Genomic DNA, 22,427 nt, shown 5'->3' with positions numbered 1-22,427 from the left:
TCCGCGTTCATCCAAGGGTCACGCCTAGTATCTCCGTCATGGCAGAACAGAGCACGCCGACCAACCTCTGGGTCGAGCGCACAGGCACCCGTCGCTACACCGGCCGCAGCTCCCGTGGAGCCGAGGTGCTCATCGGGTCGGAGTCGGTGGAGGGCGTCTTCACACCCGGTGAGCTGTTGAAAATTGCACTTGCCGCATGCACCGGCATGAGCTCGGACCTACCCCTCTCGCGTCGACTCGGAGATGACTACTCCGCCACCGTCGAGGTGTCCGGTACCGCCGATCGGGAGAACGAGCGGTACCCGGAACTGAACGAGATCCTGCGAGTCGACCTCAGCGCGATGGACCCCGAGGCTCAGGAGCGTCTGCTCACGGTCGTCGAGCGCGCCATCGACAAGGTGTGCACCGTCGGGCGGACACTGAAGGCGGGTACGAAGATCACGTTGGACATCGACGTGGACGCCTGATGAAACCGAGGGCGGCGGTCGTCGTGGCGGGCGTGGTGCTGGGCGCATCGGTCGCCCTGGCTCCTGCCGCGGAAGCGTCGAGCACCTGCACGCCGTGGTCGGTGAGCACGGTGGCGTCCGGATTCGGAATGCTGGAGAATCTGGAGTTCGACGGCCGAGGCTCGATGATCGTCTCCGAGTCCTCCCCGATAGGGCCGGGCGCGCTCCGAACCGTCGCACCGAACGGAGAGCGGGGGACGCTCGCATCGGGCGTGGAGTCGCCCGGTGGACTGGTACGGCACGGAGATTCGCTGTTCTTCACGACCGGAAACAGCGCTGCCGCAGGGCTGTTCGATCTGCGCACCGGAACGATCGGGGAGATCGACCTCGGTACGGGGACCAGATCGACGTACGCGTCGGGCCTGACCATGCCCAACGGGCTGGCTCGCTCTGCGACAGGGGATCTGTTCTTCACGCGCAATCTCGGTGGAGCGTCGGGACTCGGTCGCATTGGCCTGGACGGCTCGGTGTCGACTGTGCGTACCGACCTGGGTTCGGCCAACGGCATCGGTTTTGCCGACGGAAAGGTTTTCGTAGCCAACACTTTCGATCCGGAAACAACGCTGACTGTGCTCGACGGGGCGGATCTTGCAGGGCAGTCCACGCGCATTCGCATCGACGGGTTCGGACCGCTCACGATGTCCGACGACCTGACGGTGGGTGACGACGGAATGGTCTATCTCGCGCAGAATCTGGCGGGACGAGTCGTTCGTGTCGATCCGCTGTCCGGAGCATCCTGCGTCATCGCGGAGGATGTGCCGTTGACTTCCTCCGTCGCATTCGGCGGAGTCGGGTTCGATCCGAAAGCGTTGTACGCAACCAGTTTCGACGGAACCGTCCGAAAGATCGATCCAGCATGAACGACGAACGGTTGACGGCGTGGGTGCACGGCCTGGTTCAGGGCGTGGGGTTCCGCTGGTGGACTCGTTCTCGCGCACTCGAGCTGGGACTGGTCGGACACGCGACAAACCACGCGGACGGACGGGTCCTGGTGATCGCGGAGGGGCCACGCGAGCGCCTCGAGGCGCTCCTGGAATTGCTTCGAGGCGGTGACACCCCGGGATCAGTCACGCTCGTGGTCGAGAGTTGGGAGAGCGCCCGGGGCGGACTCACGGGCTTCGTGGAACGGTGACCTGCCGCCGCTCGCGTACGGCTCGGCGCAGATCGCTGCGTGCTACCGGTAAAGTACGGACGCTATGTATCTCAAGAGTCTGACGCTCAAGGGCTTCAAGTCCTTTGCTTCGGCGACGACTCTTCGTTTCGAGCCCGGAATCACCTGTGTTGTCGGCCCCAACGGTTCCGGCAAATCGAACGTCGTGGACGCCTTGACCTGGGTGATGGGTGAACAGGGTGCCAAGGCGTTGCGCGGCGGGAAGATGGAAGACGTCATCTTTGCGGGTACGTCCGGCCGCGCCCCGCTCGGCCGCGCAGAGGTGACTCTGACGATCGACAACTCCGACGGCGCACTGCCGATCGATTACTCCGAGGTCTCGATCACCCGGCGTATGTTCCGCGACGGCGCGGGTGAGTACGAGATCAACGGCAGTTCGTGCCGCTTGATGGACGTCCAGGAACTGCTCAGCGATTCCGGTATCGGCCGTGAGATGCACGTGATCGTGGGGCAGGGTCGGTTGGCGGCAATCCTGGAATCGCGACCCGAGGACCGGCGGGCCTTCATCGAGGAAGCCGCCGGGGTGCTCAAGCACCGCAAGCGCAAGGAAAAGGCCGTCCGCAAGCTCGACGCGATGCAGGCCAATCTGGCGCGGTTGACCGACCTCACCACCGAATTGCGCCGCCAACTCAAGCCTCTCGGTAGGCAGGCCGAGGTTGCCCGTCGTGCGCAGACCGTCCAGGCCGACCTGCGCGATGCCCGGTTGCGACTGGTGGCCGACGATCTGGTGGCCAGACGGGAAGAATTCGCGAACCAGACCCAGGACGAGGAAGCGGCGCGCGAGCAGTACGCAATGGTGCAAGATGCCCTCGAAGCTGGCACCGTGGCGCTCGCGGAACACGAGCAGGCGGTGGCGCGGCTGACGCCGAGCGCCGAGGCGGCCGGGCAGACGTGGTTCCGCCTCTCCGCGTTGGCCGAACGCGTGAATGCGACGGTACGCATCGCGCACGAACGTGCTCGGCATCTGGACGCCGTCCAGAGCACCGGTCGGGGGCAGGACCCGGACGAGCTCGAAGCACAGGCCGAACGAGTGGCCGAGGAAGAGATGGAACTCGTCGAGGCCGTCGAGATGGCACGCGAAACTCTCGAGGCGGCACGAGAACAGTTGGCCGAGCGCGAGGCTGCGGCAGCGGCGGCCGAGCGTGCCCACCTCGCCGCCGTGCGCGCGGTGGCCGACCGCCGCGAAGGGTTCGCGCGCCTGTCCGGCCGAGTCGACACCTTCCGAACCAAGGTCGAGTCGATCGACGCCGAGGTGGCGCGCTTGTCGGTGGCTATCGACGAGGCCCGAGAGCGTGGCGAATCGGCTCAGCACGAGTTCGAGAGCGTGCAGGATCAGATCGGGACTCTCGACGCGAGTGAGCTCAGCCTCGACACTCACTACGAGCGAGCCGTCGCGGCACTACGTCATGCCGACGCCCGGGTGTCGGAACTTCAGGCCGAGGAACGTATCGCGGGTAAGAAGGTGGCGTCGTTCGAGGCCCGGATCGAGGCACTCACGATGGGGCTCGAACGCAAGGACGGTGCCGGTTGGTTGGTGGAGAACCAGCAGAACGGCCTGTCCGGGCTCCTCGCCGGCCACCTGACGGTGGAACCGGGGTACGAGATCGCGGTGGCTGTCGCCATGGGCCCGGCCGCCGATGCTGCACACGCCGAATCGTTCGATGCGGCGCGCGATGCCGTGCTGGCGCTGCGTGCCGCCGACGGCGGACGTGCGGCAATCGTGCACGGCAATGCCGTTGCAGGACAACCCATTCGCCGTTCGGATTTGCCGAGCGGCGCACGCTGGGTGCTGGACCTGATCGACTATCCGGATCGGTTGGCCGGGGCGATGACGGCACTGCTCGACGGCGTCGCTGCCGTCGATTCGCTCGACGCTGCGCACCGTCTCGTCTCGGACCACGGGAATCTGCGCGCTGTCACCAAAGACGGCGATGTCGTCGAACCCGGCTGGGTGACGGGCGGGTCCGACCGTCGACCCAGCACCCTCGAGGTGCAGTCGGCGATCGACACGTCGACGGTCGAGTTGACGGCCGCCGTGCGCCGCGCCGAGGAGCTCGACGCAGCGCTGGCGGGAGCGTTGGAAGAACAACGTGACCGGCGGGAATCGGCCGAGCAAGCACTCGCAGCCCTGAACGAATCCGATGCGGCAATGGCGGCGGTGTACGAGCAGTTGGGCCGCTTGGGTCAACTGGCGTGTTCGGCTCATGCGGAGTCGGCGCGATTGACGACGCAGCGTAGCTCCGCCGAGGCCAGCCGAGAAGAAGCGATCGCGCGGCTGGCCGAGCTCGAAGAAAATTTGCGGACGGCCGAGGACGAGCAATCCGGTTTCGCGGGAGACGGCGAGAGCGGTGATGCTGCGACCACCATGGAACGGGAGATGGCGGCAGCGGCTCTCACCGAAGTACGTGCCGTGGAGGTCGAAGCTCGGCTGAACGTGCGGACCGCCGAGGAGCGCGCACAGTCCGTGCGCGGCCGCGCAGATTCACTGCGACGGGCGGCGCGAGCCGAACGTGAGGCCAGGGCGCGAGCCGAACGCGAGAGTGCGGCCCGACGACACGCGGCGGCCGTGGCTGCGGCCGTCGGCGAATCGGGTGAGGAGGTCGCCGCTCGATTGGCAGCGGTCGTGGCTGCTGCGGCACGACGGCGTGACGAGTTGGCCGCCGAACGCACTACGCGCACAGCCGAACTCGACAGGGTCAAGGAACAGGTGCGGGCCCTGCAGGGCCAGCTTGCGTCGATCACCGATGCCGTCCACCGAGACGAGGTCGCCCGCGCGCAGGCAGCACTGCGAATCGAACAACTCGAGACGACCATTCTCGAGCAGCATGGAATCGGCCTCGACGATCTGGTGGCCGAGTACGGTCCGGATGCGACGCTGCCCCCGACCGAACTCGAAATGGCCGAGTACGAGGCCGCCAAGGAACGCGGCGAGCAGGTGGTGGCACCCGCCCCGATGCCGTTCGATCGCGCCACCCAGGAGCAGCGGGCCAAACGCGCCGAACGGGATCTCGCCACACTCGGCAAGGTGAACCCGTTGGCCCTCGAGGAGTTCGCGGCCCTCGAAGAGCGCTACAACTTCCTGTCCACTCAGCTCGAAGACGTCAAGTCCGCGCGCAAGGACCTGCTCGGCGTGGTCGCCGACGTCGACGATCGGATTCTGCAGGTCTTCACCGAAGCCTGGCTGGACGTCGAAAGAGAATTCACCGGAGTATTCGCCAAGCTCTTCCCCGGCGGCGAAGGGCGTCTGATCCTGACCGACCCGTCGGACATGCTCACCACCGGAATCGAGGTCGAGGCGCGCCCGCCCGGCAAGAAGGTCAAGCGGCTCTCGTTGCTCTCCGGTGGCGAGAAATCGTTGACCGCGGTGGCCATGCTGGTGGCCATCTTCCGCGCTCGGCCGTCACCGTTCTACGTCATGGACGAGGTCGAGGCAGCGCTGGACGACACCAACCTGCGGCGACTGATCGGGTTGTTCGAGCAGTTGCGCGAGAAGTCGCAGCTGATCGTCATCACGCACCAGAAGCCGACGATGGAAGTGGCCGACGCGTTGTACGGCGTCAGCATGCGCGGCGACGGTATCACTACGGTCATCTCGCAGCGATTGAACCGAGAACGCGTCGCGGTGGACGTAGCCGAGCCGGAGACACCACCCGTCGTCGAATCGGACACGGTCTCTTAGGGCCGGTCCAGATCGCCTACTGCTTAGGGTAGAGCTGATCCGAGTAGGACGGTCCGTAGTATTTCCGCAGCCCCTCGACGGTTTCGGGGGCCTGGGGAATCAGTGCCTTGGTCAGTGTCGCGACGTCGGGTAGGGCCTCCGCATCCCACGTTTCGGGCTGCCACAACTTGGACCGCATGAACGCCTTGGCGCAGTGGTGGAACACCTGCTCGATGTCGACGACGAGGCACATGATCGGACGGTGCCCCTTGACCTGCAGTTCGTCGAAGAACGGTGCGTCGGTCACCAACGACGCGCGACCGGCGATGCGCAGAGTGTCACCTCGGCCCGGCACGAAGAAGTTCAGTCCGACGAACGGGTTCTCGAGAATGTTCCGGTAGCCGTCCATCCGACGATTGCCTGGACGTTCGGCGAGTGCGATCGTGGCCTCGTCGATGACATGCACCAGGCTGCCGGGCGGGTCGCCCTTGGGAGAGACATCGCATCGTCCGCTCGCGTCCGAGGTGCCCATCAGGCAGAACGGGGAGGCGGCGAGCCACTGCACGTCCAGTGGATGCAATGTGCTGCGGTCCTTGTTCGCGGCTCGGAAGCTCGGCTGGCCGAACATCTCCGTCAATCGGGCTGCGTCACGAACCGTCGTCCACTCCATGACTTCAGATGCTATCGACACGGCCCGGCTGGGGGACAGTGCTTTTCTCGGGTGGAGCACCACCGGTGACCAACGGCCGTGAACGCCTGACAGGATGGGGTACGTGAGTAACCAAGCATGGATCATCGTCGCGGCGATCGCCGCTGTCCTACTGGTCGTTCTCGTCGTCGGGCTGGTGCTCTCCCGTCGACGGAGAGTCTCGCTCAAGTCGGACGAGGCCGCTCGCATCGAGGACGCGGCCACCAAGGACAGATCCGGTGGCTACACGGCCGGCAGTGGTTTCTCGTTCAGCCAGGGCACGGCGACCGCAGAGCCCGCCGTTCCGCCGGCTCCGAAGGCTCCCGAGACCGTCCCGGTCGAACCGACGCCGGTGCCCACGCCCACCCCGGACGAGCCGGAGGTGCTCGAACCCGAGCCCACCGCACCCGCTGAGCCCGCTGCACCCGTCGAGCCCGCTGAGCCCGCTGAGCCCGCTGAGCCCGTTCAGCCCACCGCACCCGCTGAGCCCACCCGGCCCGTGGTGCCGGAGCCTGCCCCCGAGGTCGTTGTACCGGAGCGGGTACCGGAGACCGAGGCTCCTGCTCCTCGACTGGACACCATCGATCCCACCGAGGGCCGGCTCGATCGTCTTCGCGGTCGTCTGGCTCGGTCTCAGTCCGCTGTGGGCAAGAGTCTGCTCGGATTGCTCGGCGGCGGTGATCTGGACGAGGATTCCTGGGAAGAGGTCGAGGACACCCTGCTGATCGCCGATATCGGCTCGGCCACGACTGCGGAAATCATGCGCACTCTGCGTGAGCAGATGGCGGCGCGCAGTATTCGCACCGAAGCCGATGCACGCGCGCTGCTGCGCGAGATCCTCGTCGCGCAGCTGCACCCCGAGTTCGATCGGTCGATTCGCGCGCTTCCGCATGCCGGCGCGCCTGCCGTGTTGCTGGTGGTCGGGGTCAACGGCACCGGCAAGACCACGACAACGGGGAAGCTGGCCCGGGTGCTGGTAGCGGACGGACGGCGCGTGCTCCTCGGAGCCGCCGACACGTTCCGTGCAGCTGCAGCCGATCAGCTGCAGACCTGGGCCGAACGCGTGGGTGCCGAGGTGGTTCGCGGCAAGGAGGCCGCGGATCCGGCCGCTGTCGCCTTCGACGCGGTGAGCAAGGGGATAGAGAACGGTGTCGATGTGGTGCTGATCGACACCGCGGGACGGTTGCACACCAAATCGGGTCTGATGGACGAGCTCAGCAAGGTCAAGCGGGTCATCGAAAAGCGGGCCCACGTCGACGACGTGTTGCTCGTTCTCGACGCAACCGTCGGCCAGAACGGGCTGACGCAGGCCCGGGTCTTCGCCGAGATCGTGAACATCACGGGAGTCGTACTGACCAAGCTCGACGGAACCGCGAAGGGTGGCATCGTGTTTCAGGTGCAGCGTGAACTCGGAGTGCCCGTCAAGCTCGTCGGTCTCGGTGAAGGTGCCGACGATCTGGCCCCGTTCGAGCCGGGCGCGTTCGTCGACGCGTTGCTCGGCTGACGGCAACTTTCGGGTAGTTCGCAAACCGGGAAAAAGCACAAACGCCAGCACGAAACCTTTTTGCAACAGAATTCGGTCATGCGTTCACATGTCCGAAACACCCGAGTGTCACGGATGAAACTTCGTGAAACCAGTCTTCTTGCGTAACGGCGCGCCAACCGGTGTGCAGGAGAATGGAGGGTGTACGTGAGTCCCGAGGATATGTTGGCCAACTCCGGCAACGCCGCGTGGATGCTGATGGCAGCATCGCTGGTACTGCTGATGACGCCGGGCTTGGCGTTCTTCTACGGCGGTATGTCGCAGCAGAAGTCCGTGTTGAACATGATGATGATGTCGTTCGGAGCCATGGCCGTCGTCTCGATCATCTACTTCCTGTGGGGCTGGTCGATGTCCTACGGCACCCAGGACATCGGTGGTGTCTTTGCCAACCCGTTCGAGTTCTTCGGTCTCAAGGACTCGATCACCGATGCCGACGGCAACTACATTGCCGGCGCATGGGGCTACGCCAACGTCATCGACGTGGCGTTCCAGGTGACCTTCGCCATCATCACGGTGGCATTGATCAGCGGCTCGATCGCCGGTCGTGTCAAGTACGGCACCTGGCTCGCGTTCGCCGGCATCTGGGTCACCCTCGCTTACTTCCCGCTGGCTCACATGGTCTGGGGCGGCGGACTGCTCTCCGGGTCCGAGGACGGCCTTGCTGCAATGATTTTCGGCACCACCGATGACGGTGACGGCGGACTCGTCGCCAGCGTGGCTCCGATCGACTTCGCCGGCGGCACCGTGGTGCACATCAACGCCGGTATCGCCGGCCTGATCCTGGCCATCATCATCGGCAAGCGGGCAGGCTTCGGTAAGGTCGCCTACCGCCCGCACAACCTTCCGTTCATCATGCTCGGCGCAGCACTGCTGTGGTTCGGCTGGTTCGGGTTCAACGCCGGCTCCGCTTTCGCCGCCGACGGCATCGCAGGCGTGGCCTGGGTCAACACCACCGCAGCCACCGCAGCCGCAATCGTGGGCTGGCTCATCACCGAGCGCATTCGTGACGGCCACGCCACCAGCCTCGGCGCTGCCTCGGGCATCGTTGCGGGTCTTGTTGCCATCACCCCGGCCGCAGGCACGCTCACGCCCGTCGGTGCCATGATTCTCGGCGTCATCGCCGGTGTGCTCTCCGCGCTCGCTGTCGGACTGAAGTTCAAGTTCGGCTACGACGACTCGCTCGACGTAGTGGGCGTCCACCTCGTGGCAGGCCTGTGGGGAACGATTGGAATCGGCTTCCTCGCATCCGAAACCGGCCTGTTCTACGGCGGTGACTACAAGCAACTCGTCGTGCAGATCGTCATTGCGCTGTTCGCTCTGGTCTTCACCGCCATCGTCACCGCGGTCGTCGCGTTTGCGCTCAAGCCACTCGGCTGGCGTGTGACGGACGAGGAGGAGGCGAACGGCATCGACGAAGCCGAGCACGCCGAGACTGCATATGATTTCGCCTGACAAGGTAGAGATAGAGATGAACGCTGCACCGTACGACAACGGGCACTCGAGGTCTTGTGAAGGGAATCAAAAATGAAGCTGATCACGGCAATCGTCAAACCGTTCACCCTGGAGGACGTCAAGACGGGGCTGGAGCAGGCCGGCGTACTCGGAATGACAGTCAGTGAAGTTCAGGGCTACGGCCGCCAGAAGGGTCACACCGAGGTGTACCGAGGTGCCGAGTACTCGGTCGACTTCGTGCCGAAGGTCCGTGTCGAGGTAGTCGTCGACGACGCCGCAGTGGACAAGGTCGTCGAGGTCATCGTCGAGGCAGCGCGCACCGGCAAGATCGGTGACGGCAAGGTGTGGGTTTCCCCGGTCGACTCGGTCATTCGAGTCCGTACCGGAGAACGTGGCGCTGATGCACTCTGACCCCACAGGGTCTCGGGCTGCAGGCCCCGGTTCTGGCGCGACAGCGTCAGGATCGGGGCCTTCGGTCTCCATGGGCTCTGCATCGAAAGGCACGAGCGATGCTGCAGCAGATCTTGCTCGCGCAAGAAAACAGCTACTCGACGGCGGCACGCGCAACCGTCGGCTCGATGCCCCGTCTCTGAGGCAGGCTCTGGTCGATCTTCACGAGTTCTGGCTGACGACCAAGGGTGCCGAACTGGGGATCAAACCGGACTCGGGCTTCGCGATCGTCGCGGTCGGTGGTCTGGCGCGCCGTGAGCTGCTGCCGTTCTCGGACCTGGATCTGATTCTGCTGCACGACGATCTCGACCCACGCATCGTGGCCGACGTCGCCGACAAGCTCTGGTACCCACTGTGGGACGCCCACATCAAGCTCGATCACAGCGTGCGCACGGTGCCGCAGGCTCTGCAGGTGGCTGCGGCCGACATGACGGCATCGCTCGGCATGCTCGAGGCCCGCCACATCGCCGGTGACGTGGAATTGAGCAACCTGTTGATCGGCGGCGTACGTCGTCAGTGGCGCACCGGAATTCGCGGACGCTTCGACGAACTGATCCAACAGACCCGCGGTCGGTGGGTACGCAGCGGTGAAATCGCGCACCGCGCCGAGCCCGATCTGAAGAGTGGTCGCGGCGGATTGCGCGACGTACAACTTCTCGACGCGCTTTCCATCGCTCAACTCACCGACGGAATGCCCGGTCTCGGACCCGAATCACCGGGTGGCGGTTTGGCTTTCGCGCACGGGAGGTTGCTCGACGTCCGTACCGAACTGCACCGCGTGGCCGGACGAGCGCGGGATCAACTGCGCGCGCAGGACGCCGACGAGATCGGTGCCGCGTTGCGAATCGGCGACCGTTTCGATCTTGCACGCGTACTGAGTGATTCGGCTCGCACGATCAGCTACTCGGTGGACGTCGGGTTGCGCACTGCCGGAAACTCGTTGCCGAGAAAAGGCCTTTCACGTCTCCGTCGAGTGCCGGTACGTCGTCCGCTGGACGAGGGGGTCGTCGAACACGCCGGTGAGGTCGTTCTCGCCCGTGACGCACGACCCAACAAGGACCCGGGTCTGATCATGCGCGTCGCGGCGGCATCAGCACAGACCGGAATGCCGATGTCGGCATCGACACTCAACCGATTGTCGGACAGTGCACCCGAACTACGCGAGCCGTGGCCCAAGGAGGCTTTCAACGATCTTCTCGTCCTGCTCGGATCGGGGCGAAAAGCCATCGCGGCCATCGAAGCGCTGGACCGAACGGGGCTGTGGGGCCGGCTGATTCCGGAGTGGGGCGCAGTGCGCGACCTACCGCCTCGAGATGCGGTGCACACGTGGACAGTCGATCGGCATCTGGTCGAAACCGCCGCGTACGCAAGCGCACTGACCACCAGGGTTGCGCGTCCGGACCTCCTGGTTCTCGGTGCCCTGATTCACGACATCGGCAAGGGGCGCGGCGGCGATCACAGCGTCGTCGGTGCAGACCTCGCAATTCAGATCGGTAACAGGCTCGGGCTGTGGCCATCCGACGTAGCCCTTCTGACGGCAATGGTGAGATATCACCTGCTGCTACCGGAGACCGCCACTCGACGCGACCTCGACGACCCTGCGACAGTGCAGACCGTCGTCGACGCGCTCGGTGCCGACACCATTCTGCTCGAGCTTCTCCATGCTCTCGCCGAGGCGGATTCACTCGCCACAGGCCCTGGTGTGTGGGGCGACTGGAAGGCGTCCCTCATTCGCGAGCTCGTGCGACGTTGTCGACTGGTGATGGCGGGGGAATCTCTACCCTCGCCGGATCCGCTCGACCCCGCCCACATCGAACTGGCGGCTCGGGGAGGCGTGCACGTCGACATCACTCCGACCGACGGGCTCCACACCTTCGTCGTCACGGTCGTCGCTCCCGACACCCCGGGTCTGCTCTCCGACGCTGCCGGAGTACTGGCCCTGCATTCACTTCGCGTGCTGTCCGCATCGCTCGGGAGTCACGAGGGTTCGGCGATCAACTCGTTCGACGTGGCACCGCTGTTCGGGGCTCCGCCGCAGGCCGGCCTGCTCCGGCAGGAAATCATTCGTGCCCAGGCCGGCGAGCTCGATCTCGTCGCGGTACTGGACGCCAAGGAACGCGACGCCAGAACCGAGACCGTCGAGGACGACGGAGAGGAGTCGGCGGTGCCGGTTCTGTATGCGCAGGCGCCGCCCCGGGTGCTGTGGTTCGACGACCACGAACCGGGCCAAGTGGTGCTGGAACTGCGAGCAGAGGATCGGCTCGGTCTGCTCTGTCGGCTTGCCAGTGCCATCGAGCAGCAGGGATTGGATATCCGGTGGGCGCGAGTCTCGACATTGGGCAGTTCGGTGGTCGACTCGTTCTGTATCGACTTGGCCGGAGCGGACAGCAGGGCCGTCAGGGAGGACCTCGAGGGAGCGATACTCGCAGTGGTACCGGCTCCCGAACCCCCCAAGCCCCCGGAGAAGCCCGAAGGCACCTGACTTCGGGTCCGAATGCAGTTGCATACCGACACGCCGTGGTGACTTCTCACTAACTTTCGGCCGATGGGTTTTCAATCGATGCCGTTTTGTTATGTTCGTCACCGAAGCACGAGCGGCCGTCGCGGTCGACTTCTGCGGACTCCACTGCTCGAGCGTCTCGACGTTCGTGCAGGCTCCACTTCTGATATTTCGAGAGGCGCGCACTGTGGGATCACACCGACGGTCGAACATCTACGCACCGGCCGACACGGCATCGAGTGCGCAGGGCGGCAAACATCGTGCCGCAGAAGAAGTCACGGAGTCAGGCCGGCGCGCGGCCACTATCGTTGCCGCCACCGGGGCCATCGTCGTCGGCGCGACGACGATGGGCGCAGGTACTGCAGGAGCGGCACCCGTCCCGGAACCGCCTGCGGCCGGATTCCCCTTCGCCGTCCCGGAAGGTCTGCTGCCTGTCGGATTCGAACTACCGCAGTTCGTGCCACCACAGTTCATGCCCCCGCAGTTCGCTCCACCGCAGTTCGCGCCACCGCAGTTCGTGCCACCGCAGTTCGTGCCCCCGCAGGCGGCACCGGACCAGGCTCCGACGCCACAGCCCGATCTGTCGGCAGTTCCGTCGGACACGGCCGCACAGGCACCCACTCCGGGACCGCTCGCCGCCCTCGGGCCCGAGGTGGACGCGGCGGCTCAGCAGTGGCTCGGCGACGTCGGATTCGGGGGAGCGGGGCCGGTGTCGCCGCTCGAGAGTCTGAAGACGTTGAAGAAGGCTACGGTCCAGCCGGTAGCGGGAGTTTTGACGTCCAATTTCGGATCGCGATGGGGTACGCAGCACAGCGGCCTCGATGTGGCGGCACCCATCGGAACACCGATTTACGCGGCCGCCGACGGTACGGTTTCCGACGCCGGCCCTGCTGCCGGGTTCGGTCTCTGGGTCAAGGTTCGGCACGACGACGGCACCGAGACGGTCTACGGGCACGTCAACGACTTCTCGGTGCAGCCCGGTCAGCGTGTCTCGGCAGGCGAGCAGATCGCCACCGTCGGCAACCGTGGCCAGTCGACCGGTCCGCATCTGCACTTCGAGGTGCACGATCCTTCCAGTGCCAAGGTCGATCCGGCGCAGTGGCTTTCGACGCGCGGAGTGGCATTGACGTGGAACGATTCCGCCCGCAAAGCCTGACCCGAGTTCGTCCGGGCACGACAAGCCTGTCCTGGAACGACACGACTGCTGCACGCCCCAGCGACGACGGCTCGTGCTGGCGCTAGTCTGGTGACTGTGCCGGATTCGGCTCGTTTTCGGTGATCGGCTAGCTCAGGAGTGCAATCGGTGTTCGAATCCCTTTCCGACAGGTTGGCCGGGACTCTCAAGGACCTGCGTGGCAAAGGTCGACTGTCCGGTGCGGATATCGACGCCACGGCCCGCGAGATTCGCCTGGCCCTTCTCGAAGCGGACGTGGCACTGCCCGTCGTGCGGGAGTTCATCAACCGCATCAAGGTTCGTGCCAAAGGCGCTGAGGTATCGGGTGCGCTCAACCCGGCGCAGCAGGTAGTCAAGATCGTCAACGAGGAACTCGTCGGAATTCTCGGCGGCGAGACCCGCAGACTCGTCTTCGCCAAGAACCCGCCCACGGTGATCATGCTTGCCGGCCTGCAGGGTTCGGGCAAGACGACACTGGCGGGCAAGCTTGCCAAATGGCTCAAGGGCCAGGGACATACTCCTCTGCTCGTCGCGTGCGATCTGCAGCGGCCCGGAGCCGTGAGCCAGCTTCAGATCGTGGGAGAGCGTGCCGGCGCAACCGTCTTCGCACCGCATCCCGGCACATCGATCGGCGGCGGCGAGAACGCACTCGGTGTCTCGGCCGCGGACCCGGTCGAGGTGGCCCGCGCAGGCGTTGCCGAGGCCCGCAGCAAGCAGTACGACGTGGTCATCGTGGACACCGCTGGCCGTCTCGGCATCGACACCGAGCTGATGAGCCAGGCTGCGGGGATTCGCGACGCAGTCGAGCCGGACGAAACTCTGTTCGTGCTCGACGCCATGGTCGGTCAGGATGCCGTCAGCACCGCCGAGGCGTTCCGTGACGGCGTTGGCTTCACCGGTGTCGTGCTCACCAAGCTCGACGGCGACGCTCGTGGCGGCGCGGCACTCAGTGTCCGTGAAGTGACCGGGCAGCCCATCATGTTCGCCTCGACCGGTGAGAAGCTCGAAGACTTCGACGTCTTCCACCCCGACCGTATGGCCAGCCGCATCCTCGGTATGGGTGACGTGCTCAGCCTCATCGAACAGGCCGAGCAGCACTTCGACGCCGAGCAGGCCGAGGCCACAGCCAACAAGATCGGCTCCGGCCAACTCACGCTCGACGACTTCCTCGAGCAGATGATGGCCGTCCGCAAGATGGGTCCCATCGGAAATCTGTTGGGTATGTTGCCCGGCGCGGGTCAGATGAAAGAACTCGCCAACGTCGACGAGAAGCAACTCGACCGCGTCCAGGCGATCATCAGGGGCATGACGCCGCAGGAGCGGACCGACCCGAAAATTATCAACGCGTCACGGCGGTTGCGCATCGCAAACGGTTCGGGCGTCAAGGTTTCCGACGTCAATCAGCTTGTCGATCGGTTCTTCGAGGCACGCAAGATGATGTCGGCGATGGCCGGCCGCATGGGTATGCCCGGCGCGCGCAAGCAGGTGCGCAACAACAAGAAGGGCAAGAAAGGCAAAAAGGGCGCACGTGGCCCTACGCAGCCGAAGGTCCGCGGTGGCTTCCCCGGAATGCCGGGTGGGATGCCGGCCGGAATGCCCGATCTGTCGTCGATGCCCAAGGGCCTCGACCAGTTGCCGCCGGGGCTCGAAGGCATCGATCTCTCGCAGCTGAAACTGCCGAAGAAGTAAGCGTCGCGGCGTGTCGGCGATGCGGGTGCGCGGCCGCGGACTGCCGGATGGGTCCGAGGTCGATCTGTGGATCGACCACGGTGTCCTGTCGGTGGCGCCGATCGCGGATGCGGATTTCGTTCACGATGGTGGTTGGGTCGTGCCCGGACTCGTCGATGCCCACTGCCATGTCGGAATCCGATACGGCGGCGGACACACGGACCTGCAGGGTTCGATAGAGCAGGCCGAGACCGAGCGAGGCGTCGGCGCGTTGCTGCTTCGCGATGCCGGGTCCCCGGTGGACACTCGTGAGTTGGACCAGCGCGACGACCTTCCTCGGATCATCAGAGCAGGCCGACACATCGCGTCGCCCAAGCGGTACATACCGGGTTTGGCAATCGACATCGAGGACGAGTCGCAGCTGCCCCAGGCGGTTGCTCAGCAAGCCCGATTCGGCGATGGTTGGGTCAAACTCGTCGGCGACTGGATAGATCGCTCGGTAGGTGATCTCCGACCGCTGTGGAACGACTCGATCCTCGTCGACGCCATAGACGCTGCTCATGCCGAGGGTGCCCGGGTGACTGCGCATGTTTTCGGCGAAGACGCTCTTCCCGGATTGATTGCGGCGGGAATCGATTGCATCGAGCACGGCACCGGTCTGACCGACGAGACCATCGCGATGATGGTCGAGCACGGAACCGCGCTGGTGCCGACTCTGATCAACATCGAGACGTTCCCCGGAATCGCCGATTCCGCCACCCGTTACCCGGTGTACGCCCGGCACATGCGGGCGCTGCACGCGCGCGTGGCGGACACGGTCGGACGCGCGCACGATGCGGGAATTCCCATCTACGCGGGCACCGATGCCGGTGGGTCGATCGCGCACGGCCGCATCGCCGACGAGGTCGCGGCGCTCGTGCGTGTGGGGCTCTCTCCGACGGACGCCCTCGGCGCTGCGTGCTGGGACGCGCGGTCCTGGCTGGGACGGCCGGGGCTCGTGGACGGCGCACCCGCAGACCTCGTCGTCTACTCCGAGGATCCCCGCGGAGGGCCGGACGTGCTGGCCGACCCGGAGCTGGTGATTCTGCGGGGGCGCGTGACCGACCGGCGCGGCCGCACGACCGGTGGATCGGCGACCCCAGGGTGACCGAACCGAAAAGCGCTGCGGAACAGTCCGATTCGGCACTTCCGAGCTGGTCCGGAATGGCACCGATGAATCACGTCCAGCAGCAGGGTTCGGGCCTGTCCCAGACCTATTGGCGGGCAGAACAGGCGGCTGAGCAGCGTCGACGCGGTCAGCGATGGGGATTACCCGCGGCGGCACTCGTTCTGGGCGTCAACCTGGCGGGCTTCCTGCTTCTCGGACTGGTCGTGACGACCCAGACCTCGGCACTGTTCGTCGTGGGCATCATGATTCCCAGCGTGCTCGCTGCCGGACTGGCCGTGGTGATCTCGGTATTGCGTGGCAACGGTCCCGTCCTGGATTTCGGTCTTCCCAGATCCAGTTCCGAACTGCTGGGCCAGCTTCGGTCCGGAGTGGCCTGGGGTGGTGTGGCGGTGGTCGGTGGACTGCTGCTCGCGCTGGTGCTTCTGTCGAGCCTCCAGTTAGACGACCGGACGCCGTTGGGCAATGTCACAGATACCGCAATGGGCTGGAAAATCGTTCTTGCCGTGTGGATCTGGATCGGCGCACCGATCTGCGAGGAGACGATGTTTCGCGGCATGCTCTGGGGAGCGCTCGAGAAGCGCACTCGCCCGATGCCGATGGCATGGCTGGGCAATCGGTGGGTGGTACTGGCGATCACGGCGGTCGTCTTCGCGATCTGGCACCGCGAATGGTGGCGCTTGTTGATTCTGCTGTGGGGCGGGCTGGCAATCGGTATCGCCAGGATGCGGACCGGCTCGATCGTCGCGTCGACCACCGCACACCCGATGAACAACACCCTGCCGGCTCTGGTGGTCCTGCTTGTCTGAGGGAGCCGGTTCGCAGGGCGATTCACCGATCGCCCGTCTCGTCTGGCACAATGAACAGCTGTTCGCCCGTCATCCGGTTACGTACCGAGCGGCGGTCACAACAACCCTCAACGCAAAACCGGGTTCGCATGCCGTGCGAACCGCTGAATTGCGCCGTGACCAACTTTCGAGAGGCTCCACCAGAACATGGCTGTCAAGATCAAGCTCATGCGTATCGGCAAGATCCGCACCCCGCACTACCGCGTCGTCATCTCCGATGCTCGCACCCGCCGTAACGGCCGTGCGATCGAGACGATCGGCACGTACGAGCCCAAGCAGGACCCCAGCATCATCGAGATCAATTCCGAGCGCGCGCAGTACTGGCTGGGTGTCGGCGCGCAGCCGACCGAGCCCGTCGAAGCGCTGCTGAAGATCACCGGCGACTGGCAGAAGTTCAAGGGCCTGCCCGGCACCGAAGGAACTCTTCGCGTCGCCGAGCCCAAGCCTTCGAAGCTCGACCTGTTCAACGCCGCGCTGGCTCAGGCCGATTCCGAGCCGCAGGGTGAGGCCACCACCGCAAAGAAGAAGAAGGCACCGAAGTCGGACGATTCGGCCGCCGCAGAGACCACCGACGCTGCAGCAACCGAGACGGCAGACGCGCCGGCCGCCGAGGCTGCTGAGAAGTGAGTGCCGTTGTCGCCGATGCTGTCGAACACCTCGTTCGCGGCATCGTCGCCAATCCCGATGACGTTCGCGTCGAGATGATCACCGGCCGTCGCGGCCGCACGGTGGAAGTCCACGTGCATCCGGACGATCTCGGTAAGGTGATCGGACGCGGTGGTCGCACCGCGACGGCCCTGCGCACACTCGTCTCGGGTATCGGTGGGCGCGGCATTCGCGTCGACGTGGTCGACACGGATCACTAGGTCACGTACCCACCATGGAGCTCGTCATCGGCCGTGTTGCGAAGTCGCACGGCATCAAAGGAGAAGTCGTAGTCGAGGTCCGTACGGACGACCCCGACGACCGCTTCGCCGCCGGCACAGTACTTCGTGGCCGCAGGCCGCGATCGACCGCACTGCCGGATTCGTACATAGTGGACGCCGTCCGGGAACACTCCGGGCGGCTTCTGCTGCGTCTGAACGGAATCGACGACAAGACGGCTGCCGACCAACTGCGCGGCATACTGTTCGTCGTCGAATCCACCGATCTTCCACCGTCCGACGACCCGGACGAGTTCTACGATCACGAACTCGAGGGCCTCACGGTGAAGCTGACCGACGGTTCGACCGTAGGAACGGTTCGCGAGGTGCTGCACTCGGCAGCCGGCGAGTTGCTCTCCATCACACCTGACGGCGCGACTCGCGCCGAAATTCTCGTGCCCTTCGTGGCCGCGATCGTGACGTCGGTGTCGTTGTCCGACAAGACGATCGAGATCGATCCGCCCGAGGGTCTGCTGGATCCGGAGTAGATCGTGCGTCTCGACGTTGTCACCATCTTTCCGGAGTACCTGACACCACTGCGCACTGCGTTGCTGGGCAAGGCGATCGACCGCGGCCTTGTCTCGGTCGAGGTTCATGATCTTCGATCGTGGACCCACGACGTGCACAAGGCCGTCGACGATTCGCCCTACGGCGGTGGACCGGGAATGGTCATGAAGCCGACGGTATGGGGCGACGCGCTCGACGACGTGCTGACGAGCGATTCACTGCTCGTCGTCCCGACTCCGGCCGGAGTGCCGTTCACGCAGCGAACAGCCGAGCGATGGTCCTCGGAGCAACATCTCGTGTTCGCCTGCGGCCGGTACGAGGGCATCGATCAACGCGTGTTCGACGACGCCGCACGCCGCGTCCGTGTCGAGGAAGTAAGCATCGGAGACTACGTGCTCATCGGCGGCGAGGCGGCCGTCCTCGTCATGGCCGAGGCCGTAGTGCGGCTGATGCCGGGAGTACTGGGCAATCAGCGCTCGCATCAGGAGGATTCGTTCTCCGACGGTCTGCTCGAAGGGCCGAGTTACACGCGCCCCGCTCAATGGCGAGATCTCGATGTACCGCAGATACTGCTGTCGGGTGATCACGCGAAGATCGCCGCGTGGCGTCGAGAGCAATCACTGCACAGAACCGCCGAGCGTCGTCCGGACCTGCTGCAGGACTGAGCGATTCAGCTGACGGTACCGCCGGGGAAGAGCATCGAGACGAACCCGGTGAGAGTGTCCCTGGCGTGCCGCGCGCTGCCGTCGTCGCTGACGTCGACAACCGCGGTGTCCGGATAGCTCTCCATGTCGTCGGTGTAGAAGATGTCCTCGCGCGAGGACAGAGCCAGAACGTACCGGTTGGCGACACCGATCGTGCCGGTGGACAAGTGCACCCAGCGATCGGCAACACAGCACATCCAGCCCTGTTTGACAGCGTGCACGCTCTCGCCGGGCAGCCCGTCGACAATCCCGAAGTGCTGTGCGTAGCCGTCAGTGGCGATCGGTGCCGATTGTCGGAGCATGCCGACGATGACGTTAGTCGATGCCGTTGTCAGCCCACCGCCACCGTTGAGTAGGCCCGCGTAGTAACCGACCAGATCACCCGGTGTGGTTTCGGTGTTGTACCACTGGTCGTCGGCCGGCGGGGTGGTGCTGGTCAGGCCGTATCGGGCAGCGACCGTACGGATGATCTCGGACGAGCCGTAGCGGTACCAGAGTGTGTATGCAGCGTTGTCGTCGGACGACTCGAGCATGTCGGCCATGGTGGCGATGTCGTCGGCGGATACCGGGCGGTTCTCCGACTGCGCTCGGAACAAGACCTCGTCGGCGATGAAGAGCTTGGACACCGACGCAGTTTCGACCTGTACGTCGGCGTTGCTGCGGTAGAAGGAACCGGTCTGGCGGTCGAGTAGTGCGAAGTCGACGTCTGCACCGCGGGCTCGAGCCGACGCGATGGCCATCGGGATGCGAGCGTCGAGAGCGACGCCGTCGACCTTGTCGATATCGGGAAAGGGCGATGCCGACGTCTCGGCGGTGTCCTTCGAGGCGGAGTCTCCGATCTGATCGTCGGGAGGAGCCGAGCACCCCGCCAACACCAGACAGGCGCAGGTCGCAGCCAGGAAACGGGACCCCCTGACCATCCGCGTCTCTCTCTCACACGTTGAACCGCCGACCGACTCGTCCCACAGTAGCGGTAGGGTCCATCGCCGTGACCACTGCTCTGAAATCTGTGAACAAGCGCATAGCCGAAGAACTCGATGTTCGCGAAGAACAGGTTCGTGCCGCCGTGGAACTGCTCGACGGCGGTTCGACGGTCCCGTTCATCGCGCGCTACCGCAAGGAAGTCACCGGCACCCTCGACGACACGCAGCTGCGTCAACTCGACGAGCGGCTTCGGTACCTGCGGGAGCTCGACGAGCGCAGAGACGCCGTCATCGAGTCCATTCGCTCGCAGGGCAAGCTCGACGCCGCGCTCGAGCAGTCGTTGATGTCGGCCGACACCAAGGCGCGCGTCGAGGACATCTATCTGCCGTTCAAGCCGAAGCGCCGAACCAAGGCCCAGATCGCGAGGGAGGCCGGGCACGAGCCCGTCGCCGATGCGCTGTTCTCCGACCCCACCACCGACCCGGCGGGGTTCGATCAGGAGCAACTCGACGGTGCGCGCGCGATTCTCGTCGAGCGTTTCGCCGAGGACGCCGACCTGGTCGGTGAACTCCGTGAGCTGATGTGGACGTCCGGCAAGCTGGTCGCGTCGGTTCGCAAGGGCAAGGAGGAGGAAGGCTCGAAGTTCTCCGATTATTTCGAGTTCTCCGAATCGTTCACGAGCCTGCCCTCGCATCGCATCCTCGCCACGCTCAGAGGTGAGAAGGAGGAGGTGCTCTCGCTCGGGTTCGAGCCAGAGCGTGACGAACCGACGCCAGGGGTGCCGAGCGCCTACGAGGGCCGGATCGCCACCAAGTTCGGGATCGCCGATCGGGGACGTCCCGCCGACAAGTGGCTGCTCGATACCGTCCGATGGGCGTGGCGCACCAAAATGCTGGTGACGGTATCCCTCGATACTCGAATGCGGCTGCGCCAATCCGCCGAGAAGGACGCCGTCGACGTGTTCGCGAGCAACCTCAAGGACCTGCTGCTCGCGGCTCCGGCGGGCAACCGCACCACGATGGGTCTGGACCCGGGCTTCCGTACCGGCACCAAGGTCGCCATCGTCGACGCCACCGGAAAGGTCGTCGATTACGACACGATCTATCCCCACAAGCCACAGGGCAAGTGGGATCAGGCCGTGGCCACGCTCGCAGGCCTGGCCGCCAAGCACAAGGTCGAACTGATCGCCATCGGTAACGGCACCGCATCGCGTGAAACCGACTCGCTGGCAGCAGAATTGATCACCAAGTTCCCGGCCGCGAACCTGACGAAGGTGGTGGTGTCCGAGGCCGGAGCGTCGGTGTACTCCGCGTCTGCGTACGCGTCGAGTGAGTTGCCCGAGCTCGATGTCTCGATTCGCGGAGCGGTCTCGATCGCCCGCAGGTTGCAGGATCCGCTGGCCGAGCTGGTCAAGATCGATCCCAAATCCATCGGCGTCGGGCAGTATCAGCACGACATATCGGAGACATTGCTGGCCCGTTCTCTCGGTGCCGTCGTCGAGGACGCGGTGAACGCGGTCGGTGTCGACGTGAACACGGCGTCGGTCCCGCTTCTGTCGAGGGTCTCCGGCATCGCCGGTTCACTCGCCGAGAGCATCGTGGCGCATCGCGACCAGAACGGGCCGTTCGCCAGCCGCAGCAAGCTCAAAGAAGTACCACGACTGGGGCCCAAGGCGTTCGAGCAGTGCGCTGGGTTCCTGCGCATCTCCGGCGGAGAAGATCCACTCGATCGGTCGAGCGTGCACCCGGAGGCATACCCCGTCGTGCGCCGTATCGTCGGAAAGGCGGGAGTCGGGGTGCGTGAGGTTGTCGGCAACACGACACTCCTGCGCAGACTCGATCCCGGTGAATTCGTCGACGAGCGATTCGGTCTGCCCACGGTCACCGACATCATCGCCGAGCTCGAGAAGCCCGGACGCGACCCTCGCCCGGAATTCAAGACCGCTACTTTCGCGGCCGGTATCGAGAAGGTGGCCGATCTGAAGCCGGGGATGACGCTGGAGGGTGTCGTGACCAACGTGGCGGCATTCGGTGCTTTCGTCGACGTCGGCGTGCATCAGGACGGACTCGTGCATGTCTCTGCGATGTCGCACAACTTCGTCAAGGACCCTCGTGAGGTCGTCAAATCCGGTGACGTCGTTCGCGTCAAGGTCATGGAGGTCGACCTTCCGCGTCAGCGCATCGGATTGAGTCTGCGTCTGGACGACGAGCCGGGGGGTACCGGCGGCAAGGACGCCGCACGCGGACAACAGAGCGAGCGACCCCGAGGTCAGGGGCGAGCTGCCGGTCCCGACCAGGGCAATCGGCGTGACGCACGGCCCCAGCGTGACCGCCGCGGTGGTGGACAGCAGGCCGCACCGGCGGCCGGTTCGATGGCAGACGCGTTACGGAAGGCGGGATTCGGAAAGTAGCGAGCGGTTCCTCGGTCGATGCTGCCCTCCGTGGCTCGGATCACGAATAGTGTGAAATCCGATGCACCGACCGGTCGTCAGGAAGGACGTGGGTCGCACGTGAGGTGGTTGCAGCACGGGGTCGTCGATCACGGCC

19 protein-coding genes are annotated in these 22,427 nt (G+C 65.2%); 17 read left to right on the top strand and 2 right to left on the bottom strand.

All coding sequences use genetic code 11. The features are described from left to right. Positions 1 to 38: 38 nt before the first annotated feature. The 4 genes from ACIGGF_RS12075 to smc all read left to right on the top strand — a co-directional run bounded on the left by ACIGGF_RS12075 (position 39) and on the right by smc (position 5,356). Complete coding sequence (locus ACIGGF_RS12075) at positions 39 to 467, top strand: OsmC family protein (RefSeq protein WP_397521539.1); 429 nt, start codon at positions 39 to 41, stop codon at positions 465 to 467. After that, a complete protein-coding gene (locus ACIGGF_RS12070) occupies positions 467 to 1,366 on the top strand; it encodes an SMP-30/gluconolactonase/LRE family protein (protein ID WP_397521538.1) in 900 nt (299 codons plus the stop codon). The genes ACIGGF_RS12075 and ACIGGF_RS12070 overlap by 1 nt, the downstream gene beginning before the upstream one ends. After that, a complete protein-coding gene (locus ACIGGF_RS12065) occupies positions 1,363 to 1,638 on the top strand; it encodes an acylphosphatase (protein WP_397521537.1) in 276 nt (91 codons plus the stop codon). The genes ACIGGF_RS12070 and ACIGGF_RS12065 overlap by 4 nt, the downstream gene beginning before the upstream one ends. 64 nt (positions 1,639 to 1,702) lie before the next feature. Next, positions 1,703 to 5,356 (top strand): chromosome segregation protein SMC, encoded by a 3,654-nt coding sequence (gene smc / locus ACIGGF_RS12060; protein ID WP_397521536.1) that lies wholly within the window; start codon positions 1,703 to 1,705, stop codon positions 5,354 to 5,356. A gap of 16 nt (positions 5,357 to 5,372) precedes the next feature. Here the strand turns inward: smc and ACIGGF_RS12055 are convergent, their stop codons facing one another. Next, positions 5,373 to 6,005, bottom strand: coding sequence for an MSMEG_1061 family FMN-dependent PPOX-type flavoprotein (locus ACIGGF_RS12055; RefSeq protein ID WP_397521535.1), 633 nt, complete (start codon positions 6,003 to 6,005; stop codon positions 5,373 to 5,375). A 94-nt stretch (positions 6,006 to 6,099) separates the two neighbouring features. Between ACIGGF_RS12055 and ftsY the strand changes: the two genes are divergently transcribed. From ftsY to trmD, 12 genes are all read left to right on the top strand, one after another. Further along, complete coding sequence (gene ftsY, locus ACIGGF_RS12050) at positions 6,100 to 7,527, top strand: signal recognition particle-docking protein FtsY (protein WP_397521534.1); 1,428 nt, start codon at positions 6,100 to 6,102, stop codon at positions 7,525 to 7,527. A gap of 201 nt (positions 7,528 to 7,728) precedes the next feature. Further along, positions 7,729 to 9,018, top strand: a complete 1,290-nt coding sequence (locus tag ACIGGF_RS12045; RefSeq protein ID WP_397521581.1) for an ammonium transporter — start codon at positions 7,729 to 7,731, stop codon at positions 9,016 to 9,018. A gap of 72 nt (positions 9,019 to 9,090) precedes the next feature. Continuing rightward, entirely contained in the window at positions 9,091 to 9,429 is a 339-nt protein-coding gene (locus ACIGGF_RS12040; RefSeq protein ID WP_276139341.1) for a P-II family nitrogen regulator, read from the top strand. Continuing rightward, positions 9,419 to 11,950 carry a [protein-PII] uridylyltransferase gene (locus ACIGGF_RS12035; RefSeq protein WP_397521533.1) on the top strand — a complete coding sequence of 844 codons (2,532 nt, stop codon included), beginning with the start codon at positions 9,419 to 9,421 and terminating at the stop codon, positions 11,948 to 11,950. The genes ACIGGF_RS12040 and ACIGGF_RS12035 overlap by 11 nt, the downstream gene beginning before the upstream one ends. A gap of 205 nt (positions 11,951 to 12,155) precedes the next feature. After that, complete coding sequence (locus tag ACIGGF_RS12030; RefSeq protein WP_397521580.1) at positions 12,156 to 13,124, top strand: peptidoglycan DD-metalloendopeptidase family protein; 969 nt, start codon at positions 12,156 to 12,158, stop codon at positions 13,122 to 13,124. Positions 13,125 to 13,271: 147 nt separating this feature from the next. After that, a complete protein-coding gene (ffh, locus tag ACIGGF_RS12025; protein WP_397521532.1) occupies positions 13,272 to 14,831 on the top strand; it encodes a signal recognition particle protein in 1,560 nt (519 codons plus the stop codon). Positions 14,832 to 14,850: 19 nt separating this feature from the next. Continuing rightward, a complete protein-coding gene (locus tag ACIGGF_RS12020) occupies positions 14,851 to 15,957 on the top strand; it encodes an amidohydrolase family protein (protein ID WP_397521579.1) in 1,107 nt (368 codons plus the stop codon). Further along, positions 15,954 to 16,784 carry a lysostaphin resistance A-like protein gene (locus ACIGGF_RS12015; protein WP_397521531.1) on the top strand — a complete coding sequence of 277 codons (831 nt, stop codon included), beginning with the start codon at positions 15,954 to 15,956 and terminating at the stop codon, positions 16,782 to 16,784. The genes ACIGGF_RS12020 and ACIGGF_RS12015 overlap by 4 nt, the downstream gene beginning before the upstream one ends. A 186-nt stretch (positions 16,785 to 16,970) precedes the next feature. Beyond that, a complete protein-coding gene (gene rpsP, locus ACIGGF_RS12010) occupies positions 16,971 to 17,450 on the top strand; it encodes a 30S ribosomal protein S16 (protein ID WP_397521530.1) in 480 nt (159 codons plus the stop codon). Beyond that, positions 17,447 to 17,689, top strand: coding sequence for an RNA-binding protein (locus ACIGGF_RS12005; RefSeq protein ID WP_008717313.1), 243 nt, complete (start codon positions 17,447 to 17,449; stop codon positions 17,687 to 17,689). The genes rpsP and ACIGGF_RS12005 overlap by 4 nt, the downstream gene beginning before the upstream one ends. 14 nt (positions 17,690 to 17,703) lie before the next feature. Further along, positions 17,704 to 18,234, top strand: coding sequence for a ribosome maturation factor RimM (gene rimM, locus ACIGGF_RS12000; RefSeq protein WP_397521529.1), 531 nt, complete (start codon positions 17,704 to 17,706; stop codon positions 18,232 to 18,234). 3 nt (positions 18,235 to 18,237) lie between these two features. Then, complete coding sequence (gene trmD / locus ACIGGF_RS11995) at positions 18,238 to 18,918, top strand: tRNA (guanosine(37)-N1)-methyltransferase TrmD (RefSeq protein WP_397521528.1); 681 nt, start codon at positions 18,238 to 18,240, stop codon at positions 18,916 to 18,918. Between the two features lie 5 nt (positions 18,919 to 18,923). Here trmD and ACIGGF_RS11990 read toward each other — a convergent pair whose 3' ends face one another. Beyond that, positions 18,924 to 19,877 (bottom strand): hypothetical protein, encoded by a 954-nt coding sequence (locus tag ACIGGF_RS11990; RefSeq protein ID WP_397521527.1) that lies wholly within the window; start codon positions 19,875 to 19,877, stop codon positions 18,924 to 18,926. 68 nt (positions 19,878 to 19,945) lie between these two features. Here ACIGGF_RS11990 and ACIGGF_RS11985 point away from each other — a divergent pair, with 68 nt between their 5' ends. After that, positions 19,946 to 22,291: a Tex family protein gene (locus ACIGGF_RS11985; RefSeq protein ID WP_397521526.1), complete on the top strand. Its 2,346-nt coding sequence runs from the start codon at positions 19,946 to 19,948 to the stop codon at positions 22,289 to 22,291. Positions 22,292 to 22,427: the final 136 nt, after the last annotated feature.

The sequence above is a fragment of the Rhodococcus sp. NPDC078407 genome (genome assembly GCF_044542515.1).
Classification (GTDB): Bacteria; Actinomycetota; Actinomycetes; order Mycobacteriales; family Mycobacteriaceae; genus Rhodococcoides.
Note: the sequence above shows the minus strand (reverse complement) of the source record. Positions and strands in the feature narration are given on the sequence as shown.

Coding starts and splice junctions, on each gene's coding strand:
- ftsY (WP_397521534.1), top strand. CDS start 6,100: ATGGGGTACGTGAGTAACCAAGCATGGATCATCGTCGCGGCGATCGCC.
- ACIGGF_RS12065 (WP_397521537.1), top strand. CDS start 1,363: ATGAACGACGAACGGTTGACGGCGTGGGTGCACGGCCTGGTTCAGGGC.
- ACIGGF_RS12020 (WP_397521579.1), top strand. CDS start 14,851: ATGCGGGTGCGCGGCCGCGGACTGCCGGATGGGTCCGAGGTCGATCTG.
- rimM (WP_397521529.1), top strand. CDS start 17,704: ATGGAGCTCGTCATCGGCCGTGTTGCGAAGTCGCACGGCATCAAAGGA.
- ACIGGF_RS12045 (WP_397521581.1), top strand. CDS start 7,729: ATGTTGGCCAACTCCGGCAACGCCGCGTGGATGCTGATGGCAGCATCG.
- ACIGGF_RS12075 (WP_397521539.1), top strand. CDS start 39: ATGGCAGAACAGAGCACGCCGACCAACCTCTGGGTCGAGCGCACAGGC.
- ACIGGF_RS12040 (WP_276139341.1), top strand. CDS start 9,091: ATGAAGCTGATCACGGCAATCGTCAAACCGTTCACCCTGGAGGACGTC.
- ACIGGF_RS12070 (WP_397521538.1), top strand. CDS start 467: ATGAAACCGAGGGCGGCGGTCGTCGTGGCGGGCGTGGTGCTGGGCGCA.
- smc (WP_397521536.1), top strand. CDS start 1,703: ATGTATCTCAAGAGTCTGACGCTCAAGGGCTTCAAGTCCTTTGCTTCG.
- ACIGGF_RS11990 (WP_397521527.1), bottom strand. CDS start 19,877: ATGGTCAGGGGGTCCCGTTTCCTGGCTGCGACCTGCGCCTGTCTGGTG.
- ACIGGF_RS12035 (WP_397521533.1), top strand. CDS start 9,419: ATGCACTCTGACCCCACAGGGTCTCGGGCTGCAGGCCCCGGTTCTGGC.
- ACIGGF_RS12055 (WP_397521535.1), bottom strand. CDS start 6,005: ATGGAGTGGACGACGGTTCGTGACGCAGCCCGATTGACGGAGATGTTC.
- rpsP (WP_397521530.1), top strand. CDS start 16,971: ATGGCTGTCAAGATCAAGCTCATGCGTATCGGCAAGATCCGCACCCCG.